General features: G+C 67.6%; 23 protein-coding genes and 1 tRNA gene. 16 read left to right on the top strand and 8 right to left on the bottom strand.

The window, feature by feature from the left end:
* Positions 1-92 precede the first annotated feature (92 nt).
* The 3 genes from NR101_RS11415 to NR101_RS11405 all read left to right on the top strand — a co-directional run bounded on the left by NR101_RS11415 (position 93) and on the right by NR101_RS11405 (position 2,657).
* Positions 93-455: a hypothetical protein gene (locus NR101_RS11415; protein ID WP_256775201.1), complete on the top strand. Its 363-nt coding sequence runs from the start codon at positions 93-95 to the stop codon at positions 453-455.
* 72 nt (positions 456-527) lie between these two features.
* Positions 528-1,211 (top strand): response regulator transcription factor, encoded by a 684-nt coding sequence (locus tag NR101_RS11410; RefSeq protein WP_038691087.1) that lies wholly within the window; start codon positions 528-530, stop codon positions 1,209-1,211.
* Positions 1,212-1,232: 21 nt separating this feature from the next.
* Complete coding sequence (locus NR101_RS11405; protein ID WP_256775200.1) at positions 1,233-2,657, top strand: ATP-binding protein; 1,425 nt, start codon at positions 1,233-1,235, stop codon at positions 2,655-2,657.
* Between the two features lie 42 nt (positions 2,658-2,699).
* On the opposite strand, the gene NR101_RS11400 is transcribed toward NR101_RS11405, so the two are convergent.
* On the bottom strand, positions 2,700-3,533 hold the full coding sequence (locus NR101_RS11400) for a M90 family metallopeptidase (RefSeq protein ID WP_256775199.1): 834 nt from the start codon (positions 3,531-3,533) through the stop codon (positions 2,700-2,702).
* Positions 3,500-3,775, bottom strand: a complete 276-nt coding sequence (locus tag NR101_RS11395; RefSeq protein ID WP_256775198.1) for a hypothetical protein — start codon at positions 3,773-3,775, stop codon at positions 3,500-3,502. Before NR101_RS11395 ends, NR101_RS11400 begins: the two co-directional genes overlap by 34 nt.
* A 117-nt stretch (positions 3,776-3,892) precedes the next feature.
* Between NR101_RS11395 and birA the strand changes: the two genes are divergently transcribed.
* The 4 genes from birA to NR101_RS11375 all read left to right on the top strand — a co-directional run bounded on the left by birA (position 3,893) and on the right by NR101_RS11375 (position 6,580).
* Positions 3,893-4,870 (top strand): bifunctional biotin--[acetyl-CoA-carboxylase] ligase/biotin operon repressor BirA, encoded by a 978-nt coding sequence (birA, locus tag NR101_RS11390; RefSeq protein WP_256775197.1) that lies wholly within the window; start codon positions 3,893-3,895, stop codon positions 4,868-4,870.
* Positions 4,867-5,604, top strand: a complete 738-nt coding sequence (locus NR101_RS11385) for a type III pantothenate kinase (RefSeq protein ID WP_256777740.1) — start codon at positions 4,867-4,869, stop codon at positions 5,602-5,604. The genes birA and NR101_RS11385 overlap by 4 nt, the downstream gene beginning before the upstream one ends.
* A 9-nt stretch (positions 5,605-5,613) precedes the next feature.
* Positions 5,614-6,462 carry an SPOR domain-containing protein gene (locus NR101_RS11380; RefSeq protein ID WP_256775195.1) on the top strand — a complete coding sequence of 283 codons (849 nt, stop codon included), beginning with the start codon at positions 5,614-5,616 and terminating at the stop codon, positions 6,460-6,462.
* A gap of 42 nt (positions 6,463-6,504) precedes the next feature.
* A tRNA-Thr gene (locus NR101_RS11375) sits at positions 6,505-6,580 on the top strand.
* Between the two features lie 45 nt (positions 6,581-6,625).
* On the opposite strand, the gene NR101_RS11370 is transcribed toward NR101_RS11375, so the two are convergent.
* From NR101_RS11370 to NR101_RS11355, 4 genes are all read right to left on the bottom strand, one after another.
* The gene (locus NR101_RS11370) at positions 6,626-7,165 is read right to left on the bottom strand and encodes an ATP/GTP-binding protein (RefSeq protein ID WP_256775194.1); all 540 of its coding nucleotides are present in this window, start codon (positions 7,163-7,165) and stop codon (positions 6,626-6,628) included.
* Positions 7,162-8,106 carry a hypothetical protein gene (locus tag NR101_RS11365; RefSeq protein WP_256775193.1) on the bottom strand — a complete coding sequence of 315 codons (945 nt, stop codon included), beginning with the start codon at positions 8,104-8,106 and terminating at the stop codon, positions 7,162-7,164. Before NR101_RS11365 ends, NR101_RS11370 begins: the two co-directional genes overlap by 4 nt.
* A gap of 104 nt (positions 8,107-8,210) precedes the next feature.
* The gene (locus NR101_RS11360; RefSeq protein ID WP_256775192.1) at positions 8,211-8,570 is read right to left on the bottom strand and encodes a roadblock/LC7 domain-containing protein; all 360 of its coding nucleotides are present in this window, start codon (positions 8,568-8,570) and stop codon (positions 8,211-8,213) included.
* Between the two features lie 74 nt (positions 8,571-8,644).
* Positions 8,645-9,097, bottom strand: coding sequence for a roadblock/LC7 domain-containing protein (locus NR101_RS11355; protein WP_256775191.1), 453 nt, complete (start codon positions 9,095-9,097; stop codon positions 8,645-8,647).
* Positions 9,098-9,422: 325 nt separating this feature from the next.
* Between NR101_RS11355 and rocF the strand changes: the two genes are divergently transcribed.
* The 3 genes from rocF (at position 9,423) to NR101_RS11340 (ending at position 11,124) form a co-directional block, all read left to right on the top strand.
* A complete protein-coding gene (gene rocF, locus NR101_RS11350; RefSeq protein ID WP_256775190.1) occupies positions 9,423-10,343 on the top strand; it encodes an arginase in 921 nt (306 codons plus the stop codon).
* 229 nt (positions 10,344-10,572) lie between these two features.
* Complete coding sequence (locus NR101_RS11345; RefSeq protein WP_038691079.1) at positions 10,573-10,710, top strand: entericidin A/B family lipoprotein; 138 nt, start codon at positions 10,573-10,575, stop codon at positions 10,708-10,710.
* 192 nt (positions 10,711-10,902) lie between these two features.
* Positions 10,903-11,124, top strand: a complete 222-nt coding sequence (locus NR101_RS11340; protein WP_256775189.1) for a CsbD family protein — start codon at positions 10,903-10,905, stop codon at positions 11,122-11,124.
* Positions 11,125-11,227: 103 nt separating this feature from the next.
* On the opposite strand, the gene NR101_RS11335 is transcribed toward NR101_RS11340, so the two are convergent.
* The gene (locus NR101_RS11335; protein WP_256775188.1) at positions 11,228-12,052 is read right to left on the bottom strand and encodes a hypothetical protein; all 825 of its coding nucleotides are present in this window, start codon (positions 12,050-12,052) and stop codon (positions 11,228-11,230) included.
* Positions 12,053-12,161: 109 nt separating this feature from the next.
* Here NR101_RS11335 and NR101_RS11330 point away from each other — a divergent pair, with 109 nt between their 5' ends.
* The 4 genes from NR101_RS11330 to NR101_RS11315 all read left to right on the top strand — a co-directional run bounded on the left by NR101_RS11330 (position 12,162) and on the right by NR101_RS11315 (position 16,779).
* Positions 12,162-13,451: a tryptophan--tRNA ligase gene (locus NR101_RS11330; protein WP_256775187.1), complete on the top strand. Its 1,290-nt coding sequence runs from the start codon at positions 12,162-12,164 to the stop codon at positions 13,449-13,451.
* A 297-nt stretch (positions 13,452-13,748) separates the two neighbouring features.
* Entirely contained in the window at positions 13,749-14,087 is a 339-nt protein-coding gene (locus tag NR101_RS11325) for a hypothetical protein (RefSeq protein WP_256775186.1), read from the top strand.
* A gap of 31 nt (positions 14,088-14,118) precedes the next feature.
* Positions 14,119-15,051 (top strand): MBL fold metallo-hydrolase, encoded by a 933-nt coding sequence (locus tag NR101_RS11320; RefSeq protein ID WP_256775185.1) that lies wholly within the window; start codon positions 14,119-14,121, stop codon positions 15,049-15,051.
* A gap of 75 nt (positions 15,052-15,126) precedes the next feature.
* Positions 15,127-16,779, top strand: coding sequence for a M28 family metallopeptidase (locus tag NR101_RS11315; RefSeq protein ID WP_256775300.1), 1,653 nt, complete (start codon positions 15,127-15,129; stop codon positions 16,777-16,779).
* A gap of 82 nt (positions 16,780-16,861) precedes the next feature.
* Here the strand turns inward: NR101_RS11315 and NR101_RS11310 are convergent, their stop codons facing one another.
* Positions 16,862-18,196, bottom strand: a complete 1,335-nt coding sequence (locus tag NR101_RS11310) for an MFS transporter (RefSeq protein WP_256775184.1) — start codon at positions 18,194-18,196, stop codon at positions 16,862-16,864.
* A gap of 218 nt (positions 18,197-18,414) precedes the next feature.
* On the opposite strand from NR101_RS11310, the gene yedA reads away from it, so the two are divergent.
* Positions 18,415-19,314: a drug/metabolite exporter YedA gene (gene yedA, locus NR101_RS11305; RefSeq protein WP_256775183.1), complete on the top strand. Its 900-nt coding sequence runs from the start codon at positions 18,415-18,417 to the stop codon at positions 19,312-19,314.
* Positions 19,311-20,216 carry an EamA family transporter RarD gene (gene rarD, locus NR101_RS11300; protein WP_256775182.1) on the top strand — a complete coding sequence of 302 codons (906 nt, stop codon included), beginning with the start codon at positions 19,311-19,313 and terminating at the stop codon, positions 20,214-20,216. The genes yedA and rarD overlap by 4 nt, the downstream gene beginning before the upstream one ends.
* Positions 20,217-20,311: the final 95 nt, after the last annotated feature.

The raw sequence follows: 20,311 nt of genomic DNA, 5'->3' as shown, positions 1-20,311 counted from the left end.
TTCGCTAAGGATTTGTAAAACGCCGGCTGACGCTGGCGGTTGCCGATTCACAACTTTTGAACGTTTAGCCGCGCTCCGCTAGGATCAGACCGATGTTCTCCGTGACCTGCCACCGCCGTCTTGCCGTCCTCGCCCTGCTGGCGACGGGCGCCGCTGCCGCCATCGGCAGTGCATCGGCACAGGAGCATGATCCGGCGCGCGCCGAGATGATCCGGGCCTCCCGGGGCGCACCGCCGGAACGTTCGCTGTCCGATGCGGTCCGCCGCGTCCAGCGCACCACCGGCGGCCACATCCTGGGTGCCGAGCGGGTGCCCTACGACGGTCGCGACATCAACCGGGTCAAATACATGGACGACCGCGGTCGGGTCCGCTACATGGACGACCCCGCGCCGGCACGTTCACAGCCCCGCGCACCACGATCGGATATGTCTTCACTACGCGGCGATAACCCCTGAACAGGGATAGTTGTCCGTAATCATCTGTATTCCACTGGCCTCAGGCCATACCCAGGACACTAGGGAGAGTTCATGCGTATCCTTCTGGTCGAAGACGAAGCCCCGCTGCGGGAAACACTGGCAGCCCGGCTCAAGCGCGAAGGCTTTGCCGTCGATGCCGCGCAGGACGGTGAGGAAGGTCTGTACATGGGCCGCGAAGTGCCGTTCGACGTGGGCATCATCGATCTGGGCCTGCCCAAGATGTCGGGCATGGAACTGATCAAGGCGCTGCGCGACGAGGGCAAGAAATTCCCGGTGCTGATCCTCACCGCACGCTCGAGCTGGCAGGACAAGGTCGAGGGCCTCAAGCAGGGCGCCGACGACTACCTGGTCAAGCCGTTCCATGTCGAAGAACTGCTGGCCCGCGTCAACGCGCTGCTGCGCCGCGCCGCTGGCTGGAGCAAGCCGACGCTGGAATGCGGCCCGGTCGCGCTGGATCTTGCCGCGCAGACGGTCAGCGTCAGCGGCAGCAACGTGGACCTCACCAGCTACGAGTACAAGGTGCTCGAATACCTGATGATGCATGCCGGTGAACTGGTCTCCAAGGCCGACCTCACCGAGCACATCTATCAGCAGGATTTCGATCGCGATTCCAACGTGCTGGAAGTGTTCATCGGTCGCCTGCGCAAGAAGCTCGACGCCGATGGCGAACTCAAGCCGATCGAAACCGTGCGTGGCCGCGGTTACCGTTTCGCGATTCCGCGCAACGAGGGCTGAGCCCTGCAGGGCGATTGAACGATGTCAGGCCGTCTGTGGTTCTTCAAACGCTGGCGGCCGCGCTCCCTGCAGGCGCGCCAGCTGCTGGCCGCCTCGGTCGGCCTGGTCGCGTTTCTGGCCATCGCCGGCTATGCGCTGGATGCGGCATTCGCCGATACGGCGCGCGCCAACATGCAGGACCGGCTGAAGAGCTATGCCCGCGCTTACGCGGACGGTATCGACTTCACCCGCGACCGCTCGGTGTACATTCGGGAACAGCCGCCGGATTCACGCTTCGCCGGACCCGGTAGCGGCCTGTACATGCAGTTGGTTATGGGAAATGGCACTACGGCGAATTCGCTCTCGGCCGAGGGCCCGATGCTGCCTCCAGTTCGCGGCCTTCTCGCACCGCGTCAGGAAGTCTTTGAGGGGCCACTGCCGATGATCGACATCGATGGTAGCCAAGCCTCGGTGTACCGCTACGGCTTGGGCCTGGTATGGGACGCCGATGCCGATCCAACCACTGAATTTCCGTACACCATCTATGTGATGGAAGACTCGCGCGCGCTTGGCGCGCAGCTGCGCGTCTTCCGTGGCCGCGTGTGGTTCTGGATGGGCGGTGCCGGCCTGATCCTGCTGATGCTGCAGACCGTGATCCTGCAGTGGAGCCTGCGCCCGATGCGGCGCGTGATCACCGAACTGACCAAGGTGCAGCGTGGCGAAACCGCGCGCATGAGCGAGCGCCACCCGCGTGAGTTGGAACCGCTCACCGACAGCATCAACGCCTTCATCGAAAGCGAGCGCGAAAACCTCGAGCGCCAGCGCAACACCCTGGCCGACCTCGCGCACAGCCTGAAAACACCGCTGGCGGTGCTGCGCACCCAACTGGACAGCGGCGCGCAGGACCAGGACCTGCGCCAGGAATTCGACGTGCAGCTGCGGCGCATGAACAACCTGGTGTCCTACCAGTTGGCGCGCGCGGCTTCGTCGGGCCACAAGCTGTTCTCGGCGCCGCTGCCGATCGAGTCCAACGCCGAAGAGATCGTGCGCGGGCTGGAGAAGGTTTACGCCGGCAAGGGCGTGCTGTGCGAATTCGATATCGATGAAGCCGCGCGCTTCCATGGCGAACCGGGCGATCTTCAGGAGCTGCTCGGCAACCTGCTGGAGAACGCCTTCAAGTGGGCCAACCGTCGTGTGCTGCTCACCGCCAAGCCGTTGCCGGCGCCGGGCGCACGGCGTGCCGGGCTGGTGCTGTCCGTGGATGATGATGGCCCGGGCATTGCCCCGGAGGACGTTGCCAAGGTCCTGCAGCGTGGCGTGCGCGGCGACGAGCGCGTACAGGGCCACGGCATCGGCCTGTCGATCGTGCAGGACCTGATCAAGGATTACCGTGGCGAACTGCAGGTCAAGCGTTCGCCCGAACTGGGCGGTGCGCGTTTCGAAGTGAAGCTGCCGCCCGGGCCGTAAGGTCCGTCAGTTCCGGACATTGCATCGACCAACGGTCGATGCCTACCGAGGCGTGGTGACGTGCAGGGCAGCGGATGACGGTTGGTGGTTGTCCGCCAGGCCCGGCGGCTCGCCGTAGAAACGGCGCAGATGCGCGGCAACCGTCGGTATCTCCTGCTGCAGCAGATCCGGCGCGGAGAAGTGGTACTCGGTGACCACCGCGAAGAATTCTTCCGGGGCTTCGGCCGCATACGGATCGATCAACGTGTCGCGGCCGCGATCGACCTGCGCGCAGAACGCGTCGTAGGCGGTCTGGAAATCCCTGGCCCATTGCCGCTGCCAGTCTCGCGGCAGCGGCGGGGTGCCATCGATGGCGCCGTCCAGTGCGTCGATCTTGTGCGCCATCTCGTGCACGGCCACGCAGTAGCCGGCATGCGGATCGGCGATGTCGGCCTGGATATCGGCCCACGACAGGATCAGCGGGCCGCTGTCCCAGGATTCGCCGATGAGCTCGTCATCCCACTCATGCAGTACGCCGGCGGCATCGACATGGCTGCGCTGCACCCGGAAGGCATCGGGATAGACGATCAGCTGCGACCAGCCGCGCAGGCCAACCTCGCCCAGTTCCAACAACGGCAGGCAGCACAACGCGGCCAGCAGTACGCCGTCGCCTTCGTCCAACTGCAGGTTGCCGACCGGGCTGATGGTTTTTTCGTGCAGGAAGCGCGCACTCAGGGTGTGCAGACGCTCGCGGCGTTCCCCGTCCAGTCCGCGCAGCCACGCGGCGCGTTGGCAACTTTGCTGCCACAGGTCTGCATCAATGCCGCGCGGCGTGCGCCGCAACCAGCCCCACATACGTTCGATCAGCGGAACATGCCCGGCAGGAAGCTGTGCCACTTCGGCGCGCGCAGGCGCGGCAGCACGTCGTCATCGCTGCCGCCGCCACCCGTGCTGGCGCCGCTGGCGGCGCTGGGCTTGGCAGCAGGCGCACGTGCCGCCGGTGCGGCTGCAGGCGCGGTGCGCTCGCTTTCGGCCGGCGAATACACGCAGCCGCCCCGCCCCGTGCTGGTGAGCGCATCGGAAGCATGCGCGGCCAAGGGGGCCATCAGCAGGATCAGGCAATGGGCGAACGGGCGCATCGTCGACATCCGGAAGGCGGGTCAGCTTTCGATTCTAGCCCGATTCAGCGCCGCGATTGGAAGCCACCCCGGCAGGCAGCGGGTCGGGCTTTCCCGCATAATTTTCCCGATCACCTGATGGAAGATGCCGTGGACGACCGCCAACTGCTGGCCAAACTGGGCGCCGGGCGCCTTTCCGGCGACGCCCTGGCGCGTGAACTGGGCCAGACCCGGGCCGCGATTTGGAAGCGGATTCAAGGACTTAGGGCGGCGGGCGTGGAAGTCGAAGGGCGCGCGGGCGAAGGGTATGGGCTGACCCGGCCACTGGATCTGCTTGAGCCTGAAACGATCCGCGCCGGCCTGCCCAAGGCAACCTCGGCCCTGCTGCACGATCTGCAGGTGGCCTGGACGGTGGACTCCACCAACGCTGAATTGCTGCGCTGCAGCGCGCCTGAACAGGGCGTTCGCGTCTTGTTGGCCGAGCGCCAGACCGGCGGCCGTGGCCGTCGCGGTCGCGCCTGGGCCTCGCCGCTGGCCGCCAACGTCTACCTGTCGGTGCTGCGGCTGTTCGCCGGTGGCCTGGTCCGCCTGAGCGGCTTGAGCCTGGTGGCCGGCATCGCGGTGGCCGAGGCGCTGCACGACCTGGGCTACGTGCAGGCCCAGCTGAAGTGGCCGAACGATCTGATGGTGGACGGACGCAAGCTGGTCGGCCTGCTGGCCGAGGGCGGCGGCGAATACGCCGGCCCGGCGCGCGCGGTGATCGGTATCGGCATCAACGTGCACATGCCGGCCGCATCGGCGGCGCAGATCGCCCAGCCGTGGATCGACCTGGACACCCTCGCCGGCGCGCCGGTAGACCGCAACACCGTGGTGGCCGCCGTGCTGGCGCGGCTGTTGCCGGCGCTGGAAACCTTCGATGCGCAGGGGCTGGCGCCGTTCCTGCCGCGCTATGCCGAACTGGACCTGCTGCGGGGCAAAACCGTGCGCGTGGAGCAGGGCGGACAATGGCGCGAGGGTGTCGCGCTGGGGTTGGCCGAAGATGGCGCACTGCGCGTGCGTATCGATGGCGTGGAGCAGCATGTGCATGCCGGCGAAGTCAGCGTGAGGGCGCAATGAGCGATTGGTTGTTCGACCTGGGCAATTCCCGGTTCAAGTTCGCACCGCTGCAGGGCGCGCGTGCCGGCGATGTGCAGGCCTGGCCGCACGGTGCCGAAGCAATGCCCGCCGACGCGCTGCAGGCGCTGCCCAGTGGCGGGGGGGCCTATGTGGCCAGCGTTGCCGCGCCCGCCCTGACGCGCAGCATGCTGGCGATCCTGCAGGGGCGCTTTCAACAGGTGCGGGTGGCGCGCACGCAGGCGCGCTATGCCGGGGTGCAGGTGGCCTACGCCGACCCAGGGAAGTTCGGCGTGGATCGCTTCCTGGGCCTGCTGGCCGTGGCCGAACGTGGCGAAGCGGTGGTGGTGGCCGGTGTCGGCACGGCATTGACCATCGATCTGCTCGACGCCGACGGGCTGCATCGCGGCGGCCGCATCGCGGCCTCGCCCACCACCATGCGCGAAGCGCTGCATGCGCGTGCGGTGCAGTTGCCGGCCACGGGCGGTGACTACAGCGAGTTCGCCAATGACACCGCCGATGCTCTGGCCTCCGGCTGCGACGGGGCGGCGGTGGCCTTGATCGAACGCAGCCGCCTGCAGGCGGCCGAGCTGCTGGGCAGCATGCCGACACTGCTGGTGCATGGCGGTGGCGCACCGGCCTTGATGCCGCTGCTGGTGGATGCGCACTTCCAGCCGGCGCTGGTGCTCGATGGCCTGGCGCGCTGGGCCGTGCACCAGCCTGCGGACGCAGGGTAGGATCCCCGCATGCTGACCCGTGCCCTGATCGTCGTGCTGGCCATCCTCAACCTGGGGGTGGCGTTGTGGTGGATGTTGCGTGGCGACCCGGTGCCGGCCGCGCCCGCCCCGACTACCGGCGTGGCGCAGCTGCAGTTGCTGCCGAGCACCGGTAGTCCGCCGCCGGCCGCCAGGGTGGCGGCCGCGCCAACCCAGGCATTGGATGATGTGACGCCCGAGCCGACGCCGGCGCCGGCGCCGGCGCCGGTCGCCACGCCCGCTGCGGCCGTCACCGAGCAGGCGACCGCCAGCGTGACTGCAGCGCCGGCACCGACGTCGACACCTGCGATGGTTCCGCCAACCCCTGCGCCGGCTGCCGCACCTGCGGCGGCTCCCACGCCGGTCGCCGCCGCGCCGGCGCAGTGCGTGAGCCTGGGGCCCTTCGCCGACCGTGCCGCCGCCCAGGCCGCGCAGGCCAAGGCCGGTGCATCACTGCGCGGTACCCGCCTGCGTGAGATCGCCGATGCCGGGGCCACCCGCTACCGGGTGCTGCTGCCAGCCGCCGCCAGCCGCGAAGACGCACAAGCCACGGTCAAGCGGATCGTGGCGGCCGGGGTGAGCGATTACTACATCATTGCCCAAGGCGAAGAGACCAACGCCATCGCCCTGGGCCAGTACCGCAACCGCGAGGGCGCCGAACGCCGCATGGCCGCACTCAGCGCCGCCGGCTTCAACGCCCGCATGGTCGCCAGCGGCGGTGATGGCAGCGCGCAGTGGTGGTTGGATGCGACCCTCGCCGATCAGGCCGACCCCGGTGCGGTGCGCCAACGCAGCGGCGCGGCCCAGCAGCGCTCGCTGGACTGTGCGCGGTTGCGCTAGAATTCGTGCTCCGCGACGGCCCATGCCGCTCGCCGTGCCTTTGCCGGCATAGCTCAGTTGGTAGAGCAACCGCCTTGTAAGCGGTAGGTCCCCAGTTCGAATCCGGGTGCCGGCACCATTTCCCGCATCGCCCTTCCGCCCCGACAGTGCCCGCTGGCGAGCGTTACTGCGTCTGCGCGTACCGATACGACAACAACGACTTCACCATGAACGTCACCTGCGTGGCCGAGCGCGCATCCACGCGCATCACCGGCAGGCGGAAACCGGCATCCAACAGCGCCTGGCGCACGTCGGGCACCAGCAGCTCGGGATGTTCGTCGGTGCGGGTGATGCCCACCGCCAGGCTGGCCTGCGGCGCGATCCGCGAGAACTCCTGCAGCAGTTCCACCGTTGAAGCGATCGGCTCGGGGTGGCGCGCGCTGACCAGTACGATCACCCCCAACGCGCCTTCGCAGACCATCGGCCACATGAAATCCAGGTAGCGTTGGCCGGGCACCCCGTAGATGTGCAGCAGTTCGCCGTCGTCCAGCTCGATCGAGCTGTAGTCCAGCGCCACCGTGGTTTCGACCTTGTCGCCGTAGGCGTCTTCGCTCAGCGGCATTTCGGTGCTGACCGGCTCGACATCGGAGATCGCGCGTACCGCGGTGGTCTTGCCCGCGCCCATGCCACCGACGAAAACCAGCTTGTTGGCGGGCTGGCTCATGATGCGGCTCCCTGGAACAAGGTGAGGCCGAAGCGTCGCGCCACCCAGGAGAAGAAGCGTGAATCGGTGGTGTCGCCGCGGCGTTCAGAACGGGTCACGGGGGCTTCCTCGGTCAAGGCGAGGCCGCTGGCAAGGGCGGCCGAAAAGAGCAACTGGGCGGTGTCGTGCGGTATGCCACAGGCACCGGCCAACGCGCTGGCACGCCACGGGCGCGCGTGCAGGCGCGCGATCGGCAGCAGCCAGTGGCCGGGCACATCCTCGGCATTGAGGTCGGGCCATTGGCGCAGCCGCAGCGAGGCCTGCCCGGCCGCTGCGGGCAGCAGTTCGGGACGATGGCGGGCAATGCAGAAAAACAGCGCTTCGAACGAATGCCGCTGCGGCAGCCGATACGCGTACTGATGCTGGAAGGTCTGCGCATCGATGGCGGTCGGCGACCAGGTCGCATCGTCCAGTTGCGCGGCCACCTCGGCCAGCGTGGTGGACGCGGGCAGGGCGATGCTGCGTGTGCCCGGGTCGACCAGCAGCGTCATCGCACCGCGTTGCAGCAGGTGCATGCCGGTCGACGGTGCACCGTGTTGGGCCAGCTGCAGCAGCAGCGGCGTGCCCTGCGCCGAAGCAGTCGCCTCCGGTGCGGCCAGCAGCAGCGTGGAGAGCTGTTCGTTGAGATCGCGGACGGTGGCGCCGTGCGGCAGTTCACCGCGCGCGCTGGCAGCGAAGCGGCGCGCGATCACCAACGTCGGTACGCCCTGCGCACGCGCCTGGGCCAGCGCATTGGCGCCGGCGACATGGTCCAGGCCGATCACCAGCAGGTCCACGGTCTGCGCGGACCACGCCTGCAGGGCCACGTCCATGCGCTCGGCGAGCAGCATCGAGCTGGCCAGCTTGAGCCGGGTCTGGTGCAACAGATCGAGCCCGATCGAGGCGATCTGGAAGGTACGCATGGGGGTTTTCATGGGGGTGCCAAAGCGGCCGGTCATCGCATGCCTTGGGGCACGCTGCGGCGCGGAGATCCCGCGCGGCCTGCGCCGCACGGGACATGCATCGATCAGCTGAAGTCCAGGGTCTTTTCGAAGGCCTTCAGTTCGTGCCGCGACATCGCCAGATTGGCCTTGGCGCGGTCCATGATCACGTACAGGAACAGCACCGGGTTGCTCTCCAGCGGGCGGATCAGGTGGTACTGGGTGCCCAGGCTGATCAGGATGTCTTCGATGCTGTCGGCCAGGCCCAGCTGCTCGGCCACGCGACGCTTGGTGCGCACCACGTCGGTGTTGCCGGCCGCGGCCAGTTCCAGGTTGATATTGCCGCCGCCGACGGTGGCCAGGGCCATGCCGCTGTCACTGTCGACCAGGGCCGCGCCGACGAAACCGGCGACTGCGTTGAGCTTTTCCAGATTGAGATTGGACACGAAAATCCTTGTGAGTCAGGCAAAGAGGTAGACAGGCCGAAGACCCGTCCGAAGGCACTGCAGAAAGAGGACGATCAGGCGGCGCGAGCGCGCAGCACGGCTTCAAGACGGGTGGCGCATTCGCGCGCATGGAACAGCAGCACGGCCATGTTGAGCGCATGTGCGCCCACGGCGGTGAGGGTCAGCGGCTTGTCGCCCTGGATGCGGATCAGCACCACGTTGCCCTGGCGTGTACAGATGGTGGCGTAGTCGGCTTCGCTCAGCGCCAGTTCGCGCGAGACGGTCTCACCCAGGGTGAGGAACGAGTTGGCCATCGCGGCGAGGCGGCGCCCGTCCACGTCCAGTGCCGAATCCTCGGCCACGGCGCGGCCATCGGCGGTGGACAGCATCAGCAGGGAAATGCCGCGCTCGCGTTCGCGCGCCTGCGCGAATGCGGCCTGGATGCGGTCGATGTCATACAACTGTCGGGCCGGCTGGCTCTCGCCGCTGGCACTGCGGACAATCTGGTGAATGGTACTGCGCTGCACGTACTGCCCCCTGGCACACGACGAAACACGAACCAATCCGTAATGGATTAGTCAATCAGTACTGCGAAGAAGTGTGAAATGTAGCACGGTATTTTTGCCTTCACGGGTAACGCAGGATGAACCGCGTGCGCGTCGACGCGGGTGTCAAAGCATTGACGCGCAAGGCATTCCAGCCGCGTCGCGATACAACGCTCAGTGGCGCGCAGCGCCGTCGACGGTCATCGGCAACCTGTCGGGCTTGCCGGTGCTGCTGCATCGCCGCGAGTCGTCCCATGCCGGGCTGGCTAGACTGTGGCTCTTTTTCCGCATTTGCAGGAGGCACCCCATGGCCACGTACTCCCCGGTTTCCCTGATCGGCGTTCCCACCGATATCGGGGCGGGCCATCGCGGCGCGGGTCTGGGGCCGGACGCCCTGCGCATCGCCGGGCTGGCCGAGGCGCTGACCGCCCGGGGCGTGGATGTGCGCGACCTGGGCAACCTGGACGGCCCGCGCAATCCGTGGACGCCGCCGGTGCAGGGCTATCGCCACCTGGACGAAGTGGTGGCCTGGAACCGCGCACTGATGGACGCCACCTATGCCGAGCTGCAGGCCGGGCGCATACCGATCATGCTCGGCGGCGACCACTGCCTGGGCATCGGCTCGATCACCGCGGTGGCGCGCTGGTGCCGCGAGCAGGGCAAGACCCTGCGCGTGCTGTGGCTGGATGCGCATTCGGACTTCAACACCAGCGAAGTGACCCCGTCGGGCAACGTGCACGGCATGCCGGTGGCCTGCCTATGTGGGCTGGGCCCGGACGCGCTGACCCGGCTGGGCGGCGACGCCCCGGCGATCCGCCCGCAGCAGGTGCACCAGATCGGCATCCGTTCGGTGGACCAGGAAGAGAAGCGCCTGATCAAGCAGCATCAGGTGGATGTGTACGACATGCGCTACATCGACGAGGCGGGCATGAAGCGCACCATGGAAGCGGCGCTGCAGGGCATCGATGACAACACCCACCTGCATGTCAGCTTCGATGTGGACTTCCTGGATCCGAGCATCGCCCCGGGCGTGGGCACCACCGTGCCGGGCGGGGTGAACTACCGCGAGGCGCAGCTGGTGATGGAGATGATCGCCGACACCGGGCGCATGGGGTCACTGGATATCGTCGAGCTGAATCCGCTGCTGGACAACCGCAACAGCACGGCGGTGCTGGCGGTGGACCTGGTCGAAAGCCTGTTCGGGAAATCCACGTTGATGCGCGATTGATCCTCGCCACGCGGCGCTTTCCGGCGCGTGGCTGAATGATCGCAAGCCGCGTTCACATTCGCTGCACGCCGTTCCCGCCAGATTGCATCCACGCGGCGGCAGTGCCGGAAACGGCCACTACGTCACCGCGATCAGGAAGAAGGGCCGCACTGCGCCGAGGGCGCGCGCGTGCCCATCTGACAGGTGGGACCGGATTCCGGTGTCGACGTAGATCAATTAGGAGAACCCCATGAAGCGTGTTATTGCACTGATGCTGTTGTCGATGTTCTCGGTGGCCATGCTGTCCGGCTGCAACACCGTTGCCGGTGCCGGCAAGGATGTGCAGAAGGCTGGCGAGAAGGTCGAAGACGCTGCCAAGACCAACTGATCGATTCGATCAGGCGTCAACGAAGAAGGCCGGGTTTCCCGGCCTTTTTCTTTGCGTCGGGTTTGCCTGGGCAGCCATGGTCCATTCAAGCAGGTGAGCATCCGTTTCATGCGCGCTTGACCGCGTCCAAACGCCGACTGTCGCAGTCTGTATCCACGGCGACGGTGCCGTTGCAATCAAGGATGCCAACCCATGAACAAAGACATCATTTCCGGCAAGTGGACCCAGCTCAAGGGCAAGGCGCAGGCCAAGTGGGGCGACCTGACCGACGACGATTTCAAGGTGGCCGAAGGCAATGCCGAATATCTGGCAGGCCGTCTGCAGGAACGTTATGGCTGGGCGCGTGACCGCGCTGAGTCCGAGGTCAAGGACTTCGAAAAAGCCATGCACAAGGACTACCCGGATTTCCACTGACGCCGCTGGACGCCGCGTAAACGCGGCCGCTTCATCGGGGGTATGAAACACGACACGGGCCGCTACTGCGGCCCGTGTCGTATGCGTTGCTGTCTACCGCCGCTCAGCGCCGCGGTGGATCGGGCACGTACTGCGAGGGGAAGGCGCGGGGCGTTCCATCGCGGGGTTGCTGCACCGGCACGGGCAGGATGCCGCGCGCGGCGAGATTGCGCGCGCTGTCGTAGCGCACCTCTACCTGCTGGGTCGGCACCACGCTGGCACGTTCGAAGGCGGTATCGCGCACGCGCGAGGTTTCGCGCGCGCCGTGGCCGGTCCCGAGGCGTTGGGCGGGTTCCGCCGCCGGCGAGCGGATTGCCGAACCGGTCGTGGTGATGCTGTCGACGACCGCCGGGGCAGCGGCTTCAGCCGCGTCGGCACGCCCGCGCAGCGCGGGCAGGCTGCGCCGCTCGACCGCCGGCGACAGGTCGCGCGCGATGGCGTTGGCTTCGCGGAACACCGCGATCCCGATCACGCCGATGTTGTCCGGGCGGCCGGTGCGGCTGGCGTAGCTGCCCTGGGGCGAGGTGAACACGAACTGCGCCACTTCGTCCGAGGATTTGCGCCAGCCGCTGATGTCCGCGGTCTGCCAGGGGTTGAGCACGTAGCCGGTCTGGCCCGGTGCAGCCACCTCGCCGGTGATCGCATTGAGGCCATCCACCGAGACCACCACCAGCACCCGCTCGGCGCTGCCATTGCGCAGCCGCACGCTGTAGCGGTGGCCCTTCTCGCCGGCGATCCAGCGCTGGGCCCCATCGCGGTACTGCGGCAGCGTGGTGCCGGCGTCGCGGTCGAGCACGGTCAGGTGGACCGGGCCGCGGTCGTACTCCGGGACGGGGCGGAAGCCGCACAGGGCCAGCACGGCGAACAGGGGCAGGATCAGGCGTTTCATGGCAGGGCTCCGCGATGGGGGTAACGGATTGAACGCGCCAGGGGTTGCAACGGGGTTGGGCCCGGGCAGGTAAACTGGCGCGGTTCACCTGTCCGTAATGATCCCCCACATGACTACCCGCGTTCTTACCGGCATCACCCCCTCCGGCACGCCCCACCTGGGCAACTACGTCGGCGCCATCCGTCCGGCCATTGCCGCCAGCCAGGCGTCGGGCATCGAGAGCTTCTTCTTCCTGGCCGACCTGCACAGCCTGATCAAGGCGCAGGAGCCGGAGCGGACCCAGCGCTCGACTCTGGAAATCGCCGCCAGCTGGCTGGCGTGCGGGCTGGACGCGGACAAGGTGTGGTTCTACCGGCAGAGCGACATTCCCGAAACCACCGAGCTGATGTGGTTCCTGACCGCCATCGCCAGCAAGGGCATCCTCAACCGTGCCCACGCCTACAAGGCGGCGGTGGACAAGAACCGCGCGGAGCAGCAGGACGAAGATGCCGGGATCAGCGCGGGCTTGTTCATGTACCCGGTGCTGATGGCCGCCGACATCCTGATCTTCAAGGCCAACCGCGTCCCGGTGGGCCGCGACCAGATCCAGCACATCGAGATGGCGCGGGATTTCGCCCAGCGCTTCAACCATGTGTACGGCAGGGAGTACTTCCCGCTGCCGGAGGTGGTGATCGACGAGCAGGTGGCCACGCTGGCCGGCCTGGACGGTCGCAAGATGAGCAAGAGTTACCACAACACCATTCCGCTGTTCGCCCCACGTGCGGAGCTGAAGAAGCTGGTGTTTGCCATCCTCACCGACTCGCGCGCACCGGGCGAGCCCAAGACCACCGAGGGCTCGGCGCTGTTCCAGATGTACCAGGCCTTCGCCAGCGCCGAGCAGACCGCCGCGTTCGCGCAGGCCTTCGCCGATGGCATCAGCTGGGGCGATGCCAAGCAGCAGCTGTTCGAGCGTATCGATGCCGAACTGACCCCGCTGCGCGAGCGCTACGAGGCGCTGATGGCCGAGCCGGAAAAGATCGAGGCGCTGCTGCGCCGTCGCGGCCAGCAGCTGCGCGAGCAGTATGCGATGCCGCTGTTGAAGGAACTGCGCCATGCGGTAGGCCTGCGTGACCTGTCCAGTGCCGGCAACATCGCCGGTGATGCCGCCACCGAGGCCCGCGCCGCGCCGCCGCTGTTCAAGCAGTACCGCGAGAAGGACGGCCGTTTCTATTTCAAGCTGCTGGCCGGCGATGGCAGCCTGCTGATCCAGAGCGAGGGCTTCGATTCGCCGCGCGATGCCGGCCAGGTGATCGGTGTGCTCAAGCAGACCGCGCACGGCGATGGGTTGCAGAGCGAGCTGTTCAAGATCGAGGCCGACGTGGCCGTGGTGCTGGCCGCGCTGCAGGAACTGCGCGGGTAAACGCGGCCCCTGGGTGGCCCCCGGCCCTCACCGGTAGTGCCGGCCGCTGGCCGGCTCCCCATGAATCGTGGCATTGCTGGGAGCCGGCCAGCGGCCGGCACTACATGGAACGTGCATTGCTGGGAGCCGGCCAGCGGCCGGCACTACATGGAACGTGGCATTGCTGGGAGCCGGCCAGCGGCCGGCACTACATGGAACGTGCATTGCTGGGCACCGGCCAGCGGCCGGCACGACCGCGCCGAGCGCGGTCGGTGAGGCCGCGTGGCATGATGCGGTCATCCTGAAGGGGAGACTGCGATGGCCTGGTTGTCGTTGTTGTTGTTCCTGCCCTGGTTCGTGCTGCTGGGCGCGCTGTACTGGCTGTTCCCGCGGCAACCACGCCATGCGGCGCGGCGCTGGTTCGATGGCCTCGCGCTGCTGCTGGCCTTCGTGCTGAGCGTCGTGGCGATGCTGTGGGGCCACCACATCGGCGTGGTGCAATCCGATGCCGGGCCGATCTGGCGGCAGGTGCTGGCGGTGCTGTATGCCTACGGCGCGTTCCTGGCGGTGATGGTGGCGGCGATACTGCTGCGCACCCCGTGGCTGGCCCAGCGTGCGACCAAAGCCGCATCGAAGCCGGTGCGCGGATCGTCCTAGAATGGAGGCGCAATCCGCCAGGGATGAACCGATGTCTTTCGACCCCAGCATCCACACCATCGATACCGCGTTCCAGCGCGAGGATTTCGATGCGGCCTACCTGGTCGTGGAGAACGGCCGCGCGGCGTTCATCGATTGCGGCACCGGACTGGCCGTGCCGGCGATGCTTGCGGCACTGACCGGTGCGGGCCTGTCGCCCGACGCGGTCGATTGGCTGATCCTCACCCACGTGCACCTGGACCACGCCGGCGGCGCCGGGCTGTTGATGCAGCAGCTGCCGAACGCCCGCCTGCTGGTGCACCCGCGCGGTGCGCCACACATGGTCGACCCCGCCCGGCTGATTGCCGGTGCCACCGAGGTCTATGGCGAGGCCGAGATCGCGCGCAGCTACGGGCCGGTGCTGCCGGTGGCGGCCGAGCGTGTGGTCATTGCCGAGGACGGCCACTGCGTCGACCTGGCCGGCCGCAGCCTGCTGTGCCTGCATACGCCCGGGCACGCGCGTCACCATCTGTGCGTGTGGGACGCGCGCAGCCGCGCCTGGTTCACCGGTGATACGTTCGGGCTGTCCTACCGCGAGCTGGACAGTGCGCGCGGCGCTTTCATCATCCCCACGTCTTCGCCGGTGCAGTTCGATCCGGAGCCGTTGAAGCAGTCGATCGCGCGCATGCTGGCCTACGAGCCGCAAGCGATGTTCCTCACCCATTACGATCGCGTGGGTGACGTGGCCAGGCTGGCCGCCGACCTGGTGGAACAGATCGATGCGATGGTGCAGATCGGCCACCAGTGCGACGCGCGCCCGGACCGTCACCGCTGCCTGGTCGCCGCACTTACCGCGCTGTACCTGGAACGCGCGCAGGCGCATGGCTGCCCGCTCGATGATGCGGCGGTGACCCAGGTGCTGGCGATGGACATCGAACTCAACGCGCAGGGCCTGGCCTGCTGGCTGGACCGCGACCGCCGCTAGCAGTGCGCGGTCATGCAGGTGTCACGTTACACTCGCAGGCCCCTGCTTTCCGTCCTGGTGTCTGCCGTGAATCCGATGCGCATGCTGCTGCTGTCGTCCTGCCTGTTCGTGGGCGGCCTAGCCCACGCGGCCAATGACCTGCCCGGCGGCGGCATCGATCCGGACGCGCTCTCGCGGCATGTGCGCATCCTGGCCTCGGACGACTTCGAAGGCCGCGCTCCGGCCAGCCCGGGCGAAGAGCGCACGGTCCAGTACCTGATCGAAGAATTCAGGAAGTCCGGCCTGCAGCCCGGCGGCGTGGATGGCAGCTGGGTGCAGCCGGTGCCGATGGTGCGCGCGCAGGTGGACGGACCGGTGCGCGCGCAGCTGCGCCAGAAGGGCAAGGCCCGCGCGCTGGCCAACGGCGAGGACGTGACCCTGCAGAGCCTGCGCCCGCAGCAGGCGGTGGATATCAAGGACGCGCCGCTGGTGTTCGTCGGTTACGGCATCGATGCGCCCGAGCGCCACTGGGACGACTACAAGGGCGTGGACCTGCACGGCAAGATCGCGGTGGTGCTGATCAACGATGCCGACTTCGAGGCCGCCCAGCCCGGTGCCTTCGATGGCAAGGCGGTGACCTACTACGGTCGCTGGACCTACAAGTTCGAGGAAGCTGCACGACGTGGCGCGCAGGGCGTGCTGATCGTGCATGAAACCGCCCCGGCCGCTTATGGCTGGGCGACGGTGAAGAGTTCGGGCACCTCGCCGCTGTTCGACATCGAACGCACCCGCGAGCAGGCGTTGGCCCAGCACGTGCCGGTGCGCGGCTGGATGCAGCGCAGCCTGGCCGAGCAGGTGTTCCGCGATGCGGGCCTGGATTTCGATGCCGAGAAGCGCAAGGCGATGACCCCGGCGTTCACGCCGGTGGCGCTGGGCGATGCGCGGCTGTCGGTCAACTTCAAGCTCAAGCGCGAGCAGGTGGTCACCCGCAACGTGGTGGCCAAGCTGCCCGGCGGCGCGCACGCCGATGAAGCGGTGATCTTCTCCGCGCACTGGGATGCGTTCGGCATCGGCCAGCCCGACGCCAAGGGCGACCGCATCCGGCGCGGTGCGATCGACAACGCCACCGGGGTGGCCACCGTGCTGGAACTGGGCCGGGTATTCGCCGCCGGTCCGCAGCCGCAGCGCACGCTGTACTTCGTGGCGCTCACCGCCGAAGAGAAGGGACTGCTGGGGGCGAGCTACTACGCCGCGCACCCGCTGGCGCCGCTGGACAAGACCGCGGCGGTGATCAACATCGAGATGTTCAGCCCGGACGGCCCCACCCGCGACATCGCCTCCTGGGGCAAGGGCCGGGTGTCGCTGGAGGGGGACCTGGAGCGCGTGGCCAAGGCACGCGGTCGCAGCTACTCGCCCGATCCGAACCTGGAGGCCGGCTTCTTCTACCGCGCAGACCATTTCGCCTTCGCCCGCCTGGGTGTACCGGCGATCACCATCGGCCCGGGGCTGGACATGCGTGAGGGTGGGGTGGAGAAGGGCCGTGAACTGCGCGATGCCTACTTCGCCGCGTGCTACCACCAGGCCTGCGATGCCTGGACCCCGAGCTGGGATGCCAGCGGCCATGCCGCCGACACCCTGCTGGTCTACGATCTGGGCGCGGAGCTGGCCAACAGCCGCCGCTGGCCGACGTGGGAAGACGGCTCGGAGTTCCGCGCCGAACGCGAAAAGACCGAATCCGCCCGCCGTTGAGGGAGGGCGCCGGCCGCGGGTCGGGTTCCGATACCCCTGGATGCGCGCGACCACCGCCTGAGCGGTGGCCGCGCGCTGCGTACTACTTGCGCGTACCGTCCAGCCAGTTGGGGCCCTTGTTCTTCAGGAAGAACACGTAGACCACCAGCGACACCGCGATCACCGCGGTGACGTAGATCGCGAACGTATTGACGTGGCCGGTCTTCAGCGCCGCCTGGTACAGCAGCGGCGCGGTACCGCCGAACAGCGAATTGGCCACCGCATAGCCGAAGCCCACGCCCAGCGCACGCACGTGGGTGGGGAACAGTTCGGCCTTCACTACGGCGTTGATCGAGGTGTAACCGGTGAGGATCACAAAGCCGATGGCCAGCACCAAGAATGCCATCAGCGGATCGTGCTGGTTGGGCAGGGCGGTGACCAGGTAGTAGCTGTAGAGCACGCCGCCGATGCCGAAGAACACCAGCAGGCTCTTGCGCCCGACGATATCCGACAGCCAGCCACCGATCGGCTGCAGCACCATCAGGAAGGTCAGCACGCCCAGGTTGAGCAGGGTGCCGGTCATCACGTCATCGCCGGCGAACGCGCTCTGGATCATCTTCGGCCCGTTGACCGAGTAGGTGTAGAACGCCACGGTGCCGCCGGCGGTGATCAGGAAGCACAGCAGGAGCGGCCGCCACTGGTGCACGAACAGCTCATACATCGAGCCGGACGCCTTGGCGCGTCCTTCCTTGGCCGCTTCGATGGAATCCTCGCCCAGCGACTCGTCCATCGTGCGGCGCAGCCAGAACACCACGATCGCGGCGATGCCGCCGATGCCGAAGGCGATGCGCCAGCCCCACTCGGAAATCTGCGGCTTGTCCCAGAAGCTGAGCATGCCCAGCAGGGTCAACTGCGCCAGCACATGGCCACCGACCAGGGTGACGTAGTGGAACGAGGAGAGGAATCCACGCCGGCCCGGGATGGCCGCTTCGGACATGTAGGTGGCGCTGGTGCCGTACTCGCCGCCGGTGGCAAAGCCCTGCAGCAGCCGCGCGAACAGCAGGATCACCGCCGCCCAGATGCCGATCTGCGAGGCGGTCGGGGTGATGGCGATGAGGAACGAACAGCCGGCCATCACCGTCACCGACACGGTCAGCGCCAGGCGCCGGCCGTAGCGGTCGGCGAAGCGGCCGAAGTACCACGCCCCGATCGGGCGCATCAGGAAGGTGGCGGCGAAGATCGCCCAGACATACATGGTGGAGTTCTTGTCGGCGGCCGAGAAGAACTGCGATTCGAAATAGACCGCGAACACCGAGTAGACGTAGACGTCATACCACTCGACCAGGTTGCCGGCCGAGCCTTTGAGGGTGTTGGAGATCGAGCGCCGCAGCGCGGCCCGCTCGGGGTGGGCGGCGGCGGAGGGAGGGGAAGTGCTCATGCTGGGAGGGTGTCCTCACGGGAGTCGTTGCGGGTGGGGAAGGTGCCCGGGGTGGGCGCCCTGACGTCGGGTACCCTCCTGGCACCACGGCGCATGGCTCAGAGGGTAACCATTTCCCGGCGCAGAAAACGTGAGCGGAAACAGCGTGCCATCGGCTTGGGGTGCTCCCCGACAGCGCGGTGGCCTAGAATCGCGGTTCCCCCGGATGGTGGTGTGCCATGTCTTCACCCGAACCTTCAGCGGCTGCTCCCCGGAGCGGCCTTGTCGTCCTGGCCTTGTTGCTGGTGTACGTGGTCTGGGGGTCCACCTACCTGGGTATCCGGCTGGCGCTGGAAGGCGGCGCGCTGCCGTTGACGATGGTATCCGGCGCGCGCTTCATCATCGCCGGCTCGCTGATGTATGCGGTGCTGCGCTGGCGCGGGATGGCCGCGCCGACCCGGCGGCAGTGGCGCAACCTGGCGATCATGGGCCTGACCATGCTGGTGTTGGGCAACGGCATGGTGGTGCTTGCCGAGCGCACGGTGTCCTCCGGCCTGGCCGCCACGGCGGTGGCCTCGGTACCGCTGTGGATGGCGCTGTTCGGCGCGCTGCGCGGCCAGCATGCCAGCCGCGGTGAATGGCTGGGCATCGCGATCGGTTTCCTGGGGGTGGTCTGGCTCAACGCCGGCAGCAGCCTTACGGCCTCGCCGCAGGGGCTGATCCTGCTGCTGGTGGCGCCGATCGGCTGGGCGTTCGGCTCGGTGTGGGCGCGTGGCCTGGACCTGCCCAATCCCTTCATGACCGCGGCCGGGCAGATGCTGTGCGGCGGGGTCATGCTGGTGGTGCTGGGCCTGGTCACCGGCGAGCGGCCGACCACGTGGCCGAGCATGGACGGGCTGCTGGCCGTGGCCTACCTGTGCGTGTTCGGCTCGATCGTGGCGTTCACCGCCTATGTGTGGCTGCTGCACAACGTGCGCCCGGCGCTGGCGGCCAGCTACGCGTACGTGAACCCGGTGATTGCGGTGATCCTGGGCGCGATCATCGGCCATGAGCACTTTGGCGGGCATGACCTGCTGGCGATGGCGGTGATCCTGGCCGGCGTGGTGGTGCTGACCCTGGCGCGGACGCGCGCGAAGTGAGCGCGGTGCCGCCACACAGCCTGCAGGAACAACGCCGCGGGTTTGCGATCACCGCCTTCACCTTCACCCTGTGGGGGCTGGTGCCGGTGTACTGGCACCTGCTCAAGGCGGTGCCATCGCAACAGATCATCGCGCACCGGATCATCTGGAGCACGGTGCTGGTGGTGGCCTGGCTGCTGCTGAGTGCGGGGACGGGCTGGTGGAAGCAGATCGCCGCGCAGAAGCGCGCGCTGCCGACGCTGGCGTTGAGCAGTCTGGCGATCGCGTTCAACTGGGGGCTGTACATCTGGGCGATCAACGCCGGACATGTGATCGAGACGAGCTTGGGCTACTTCATCAATCCGCTGGTGAGCGTGCTGCTGGGCGTGGTGGTGCTGAAAGAACGCCTTCGTGGGCTGCAGTGGCTGGCGGTGGGCTGCGCGGCGGTGGGTGTGGCGTGGCTGACGATCGATGCAGGCACGCCGCCGTGGATCGCGTTGGGGCTGGCCTGTTCGTTCGGGCTGTACGGGTTGCTGCGCAAGCTGGTTTCGGTGGACCCGGTGGCGGGGTTGGGGGTGGAGAGTCTGTATCTGTTTCTGCCGGCGATCGGGTTTGCGCTGTGGAGCGAGAACGGGCACGGCGGTGGGTTCTTCGGTGGGTGGGGCTGGAAGAACGATGCGCTGCTGATTCTGGGCGGGGCGGTGACGGCGCTGCCGTTGGTCGGGTTTGCCTACGGGGTAAAGCGGATTCCGTTGTCGCTGGTGGGGATTCTTCAGTACATCGCGCCGAGTCTGGGGTTGCTGTTGGGGGTGTTCTTCTTCCGCGAGCCGTTTGATGGGGGCAAGGCGATTGGGTTTGCGGCTATCTGGGTTGGGTTGTTGTTGTTTGTGGGTGACAGTGTTTGGCGGTCGCGGCGGGGGTGAGGGGGGGGGGTTTTTTTTAGAAGCTTAAGAGCTTGAGAGCGCGAAGCCTTGGTTGGCGCGCGCATCGGGCTGGGCGGGGGTGTGTGGGGTGGCGG

This window comes from Stenotrophomonas sp. Ste86, assembly GCF_024519465.1.
Taxonomy (GTDB): Bacteria; Pseudomonadota; Gammaproteobacteria; order Xanthomonadales; family Xanthomonadaceae; genus Stenotrophomonas.
Note: the sequence above shows the minus strand (reverse complement) of the source record. Positions and strands in the feature narration are given on the sequence as shown.

What these genes read in the sequence shown, in the direction of transcription:
- NR101_RS11415 (WP_256775201.1), top strand. Translation starts at nt 93, where the DNA reads ATGTTCTCCGTGACCTGCCACCGCCGTCTTGCCGTCCTCGCCCTGCTG.
- NR101_RS11410 (WP_038691087.1), top strand. Translation starts at nt 528, where the DNA reads ATGCGTATCCTTCTGGTCGAAGACGAAGCCCCGCTGCGGGAAACACTG.
- NR101_RS11405 (WP_256775200.1), top strand. Translation starts at nt 1,233, where the DNA reads ATGTCAGGCCGTCTGTGGTTCTTCAAACGCTGGCGGCCGCGCTCCCTG.
- NR101_RS11395 (WP_256775198.1), bottom strand. Translation starts at nt 3,775, where the DNA reads ATGCGCCCGTTCGCCCATTGCCTGATCCTGCTGATGGCCCCCTTGGCC.
- birA (WP_256775197.1), top strand. Translation starts at nt 3,893, where the DNA reads ATGGAAGATGCCGTGGACGACCGCCAACTGCTGGCCAAACTGGGCGCC.
- NR101_RS11385 (WP_256777740.1), top strand. Translation starts at nt 4,867, where the DNA reads ATGAGCGATTGGTTGTTCGACCTGGGCAATTCCCGGTTCAAGTTCGCA.
- NR101_RS11380 (WP_256775195.1), top strand. Translation starts at nt 5,614, where the DNA reads ATGCTGACCCGTGCCCTGATCGTCGTGCTGGCCATCCTCAACCTGGGG.
- NR101_RS11370 (WP_256775194.1), bottom strand. Translation starts at nt 7,165, where the DNA reads ATGAGCCAGCCCGCCAACAAGCTGGTTTTCGTCGGTGGCATGGGCGCG.
- NR101_RS11365 (WP_256775193.1), bottom strand. Translation starts at nt 8,106, where the DNA reads ATGCGTACCTTCCAGATCGCCTCGATCGGGCTCGATCTGTTGCACCAG.
- rocF (WP_256775190.1), top strand. Translation starts at nt 9,423, where the DNA reads ATGGCCACGTACTCCCCGGTTTCCCTGATCGGCGTTCCCACCGATATC.
- NR101_RS11345 (WP_038691079.1), top strand. Translation starts at nt 10,573, where the DNA reads ATGAAGCGTGTTATTGCACTGATGCTGTTGTCGATGTTCTCGGTGGCC.
- NR101_RS11340 (WP_256775189.1), top strand. Translation starts at nt 10,903, where the DNA reads ATGAACAAAGACATCATTTCCGGCAAGTGGACCCAGCTCAAGGGCAAG.
- NR101_RS11335 (WP_256775188.1), bottom strand. Translation starts at nt 12,052, where the DNA reads ATGAAACGCCTGATCCTGCCCCTGTTCGCCGTGCTGGCCCTGTGCGGC.
- NR101_RS11330 (WP_256775187.1), top strand. Translation starts at nt 12,162, where the DNA reads ATGACTACCCGCGTTCTTACCGGCATCACCCCCTCCGGCACGCCCCAC.
- NR101_RS11325 (WP_256775186.1), top strand. Translation starts at nt 13,749, where the DNA reads ATGGCCTGGTTGTCGTTGTTGTTGTTCCTGCCCTGGTTCGTGCTGCTG.
- NR101_RS11320 (WP_256775185.1), top strand. Translation starts at nt 14,119, where the DNA reads ATGTCTTTCGACCCCAGCATCCACACCATCGATACCGCGTTCCAGCGC.
- NR101_RS11315 (WP_256775300.1), top strand. Translation starts at nt 15,127, where the DNA reads ATGCGCATGCTGCTGCTGTCGTCCTGCCTGTTCGTGGGCGGCCTAGCC.
- NR101_RS11310 (WP_256775184.1), bottom strand. Translation starts at nt 18,196, where the DNA reads ATGAGCACTTCCCCTCCCTCCGCCGCCGCCCACCCCGAGCGGGCCGCG.
- yedA (WP_256775183.1), top strand. Translation starts at nt 18,415, where the DNA reads ATGTCTTCACCCGAACCTTCAGCGGCTGCTCCCCGGAGCGGCCTTGTC.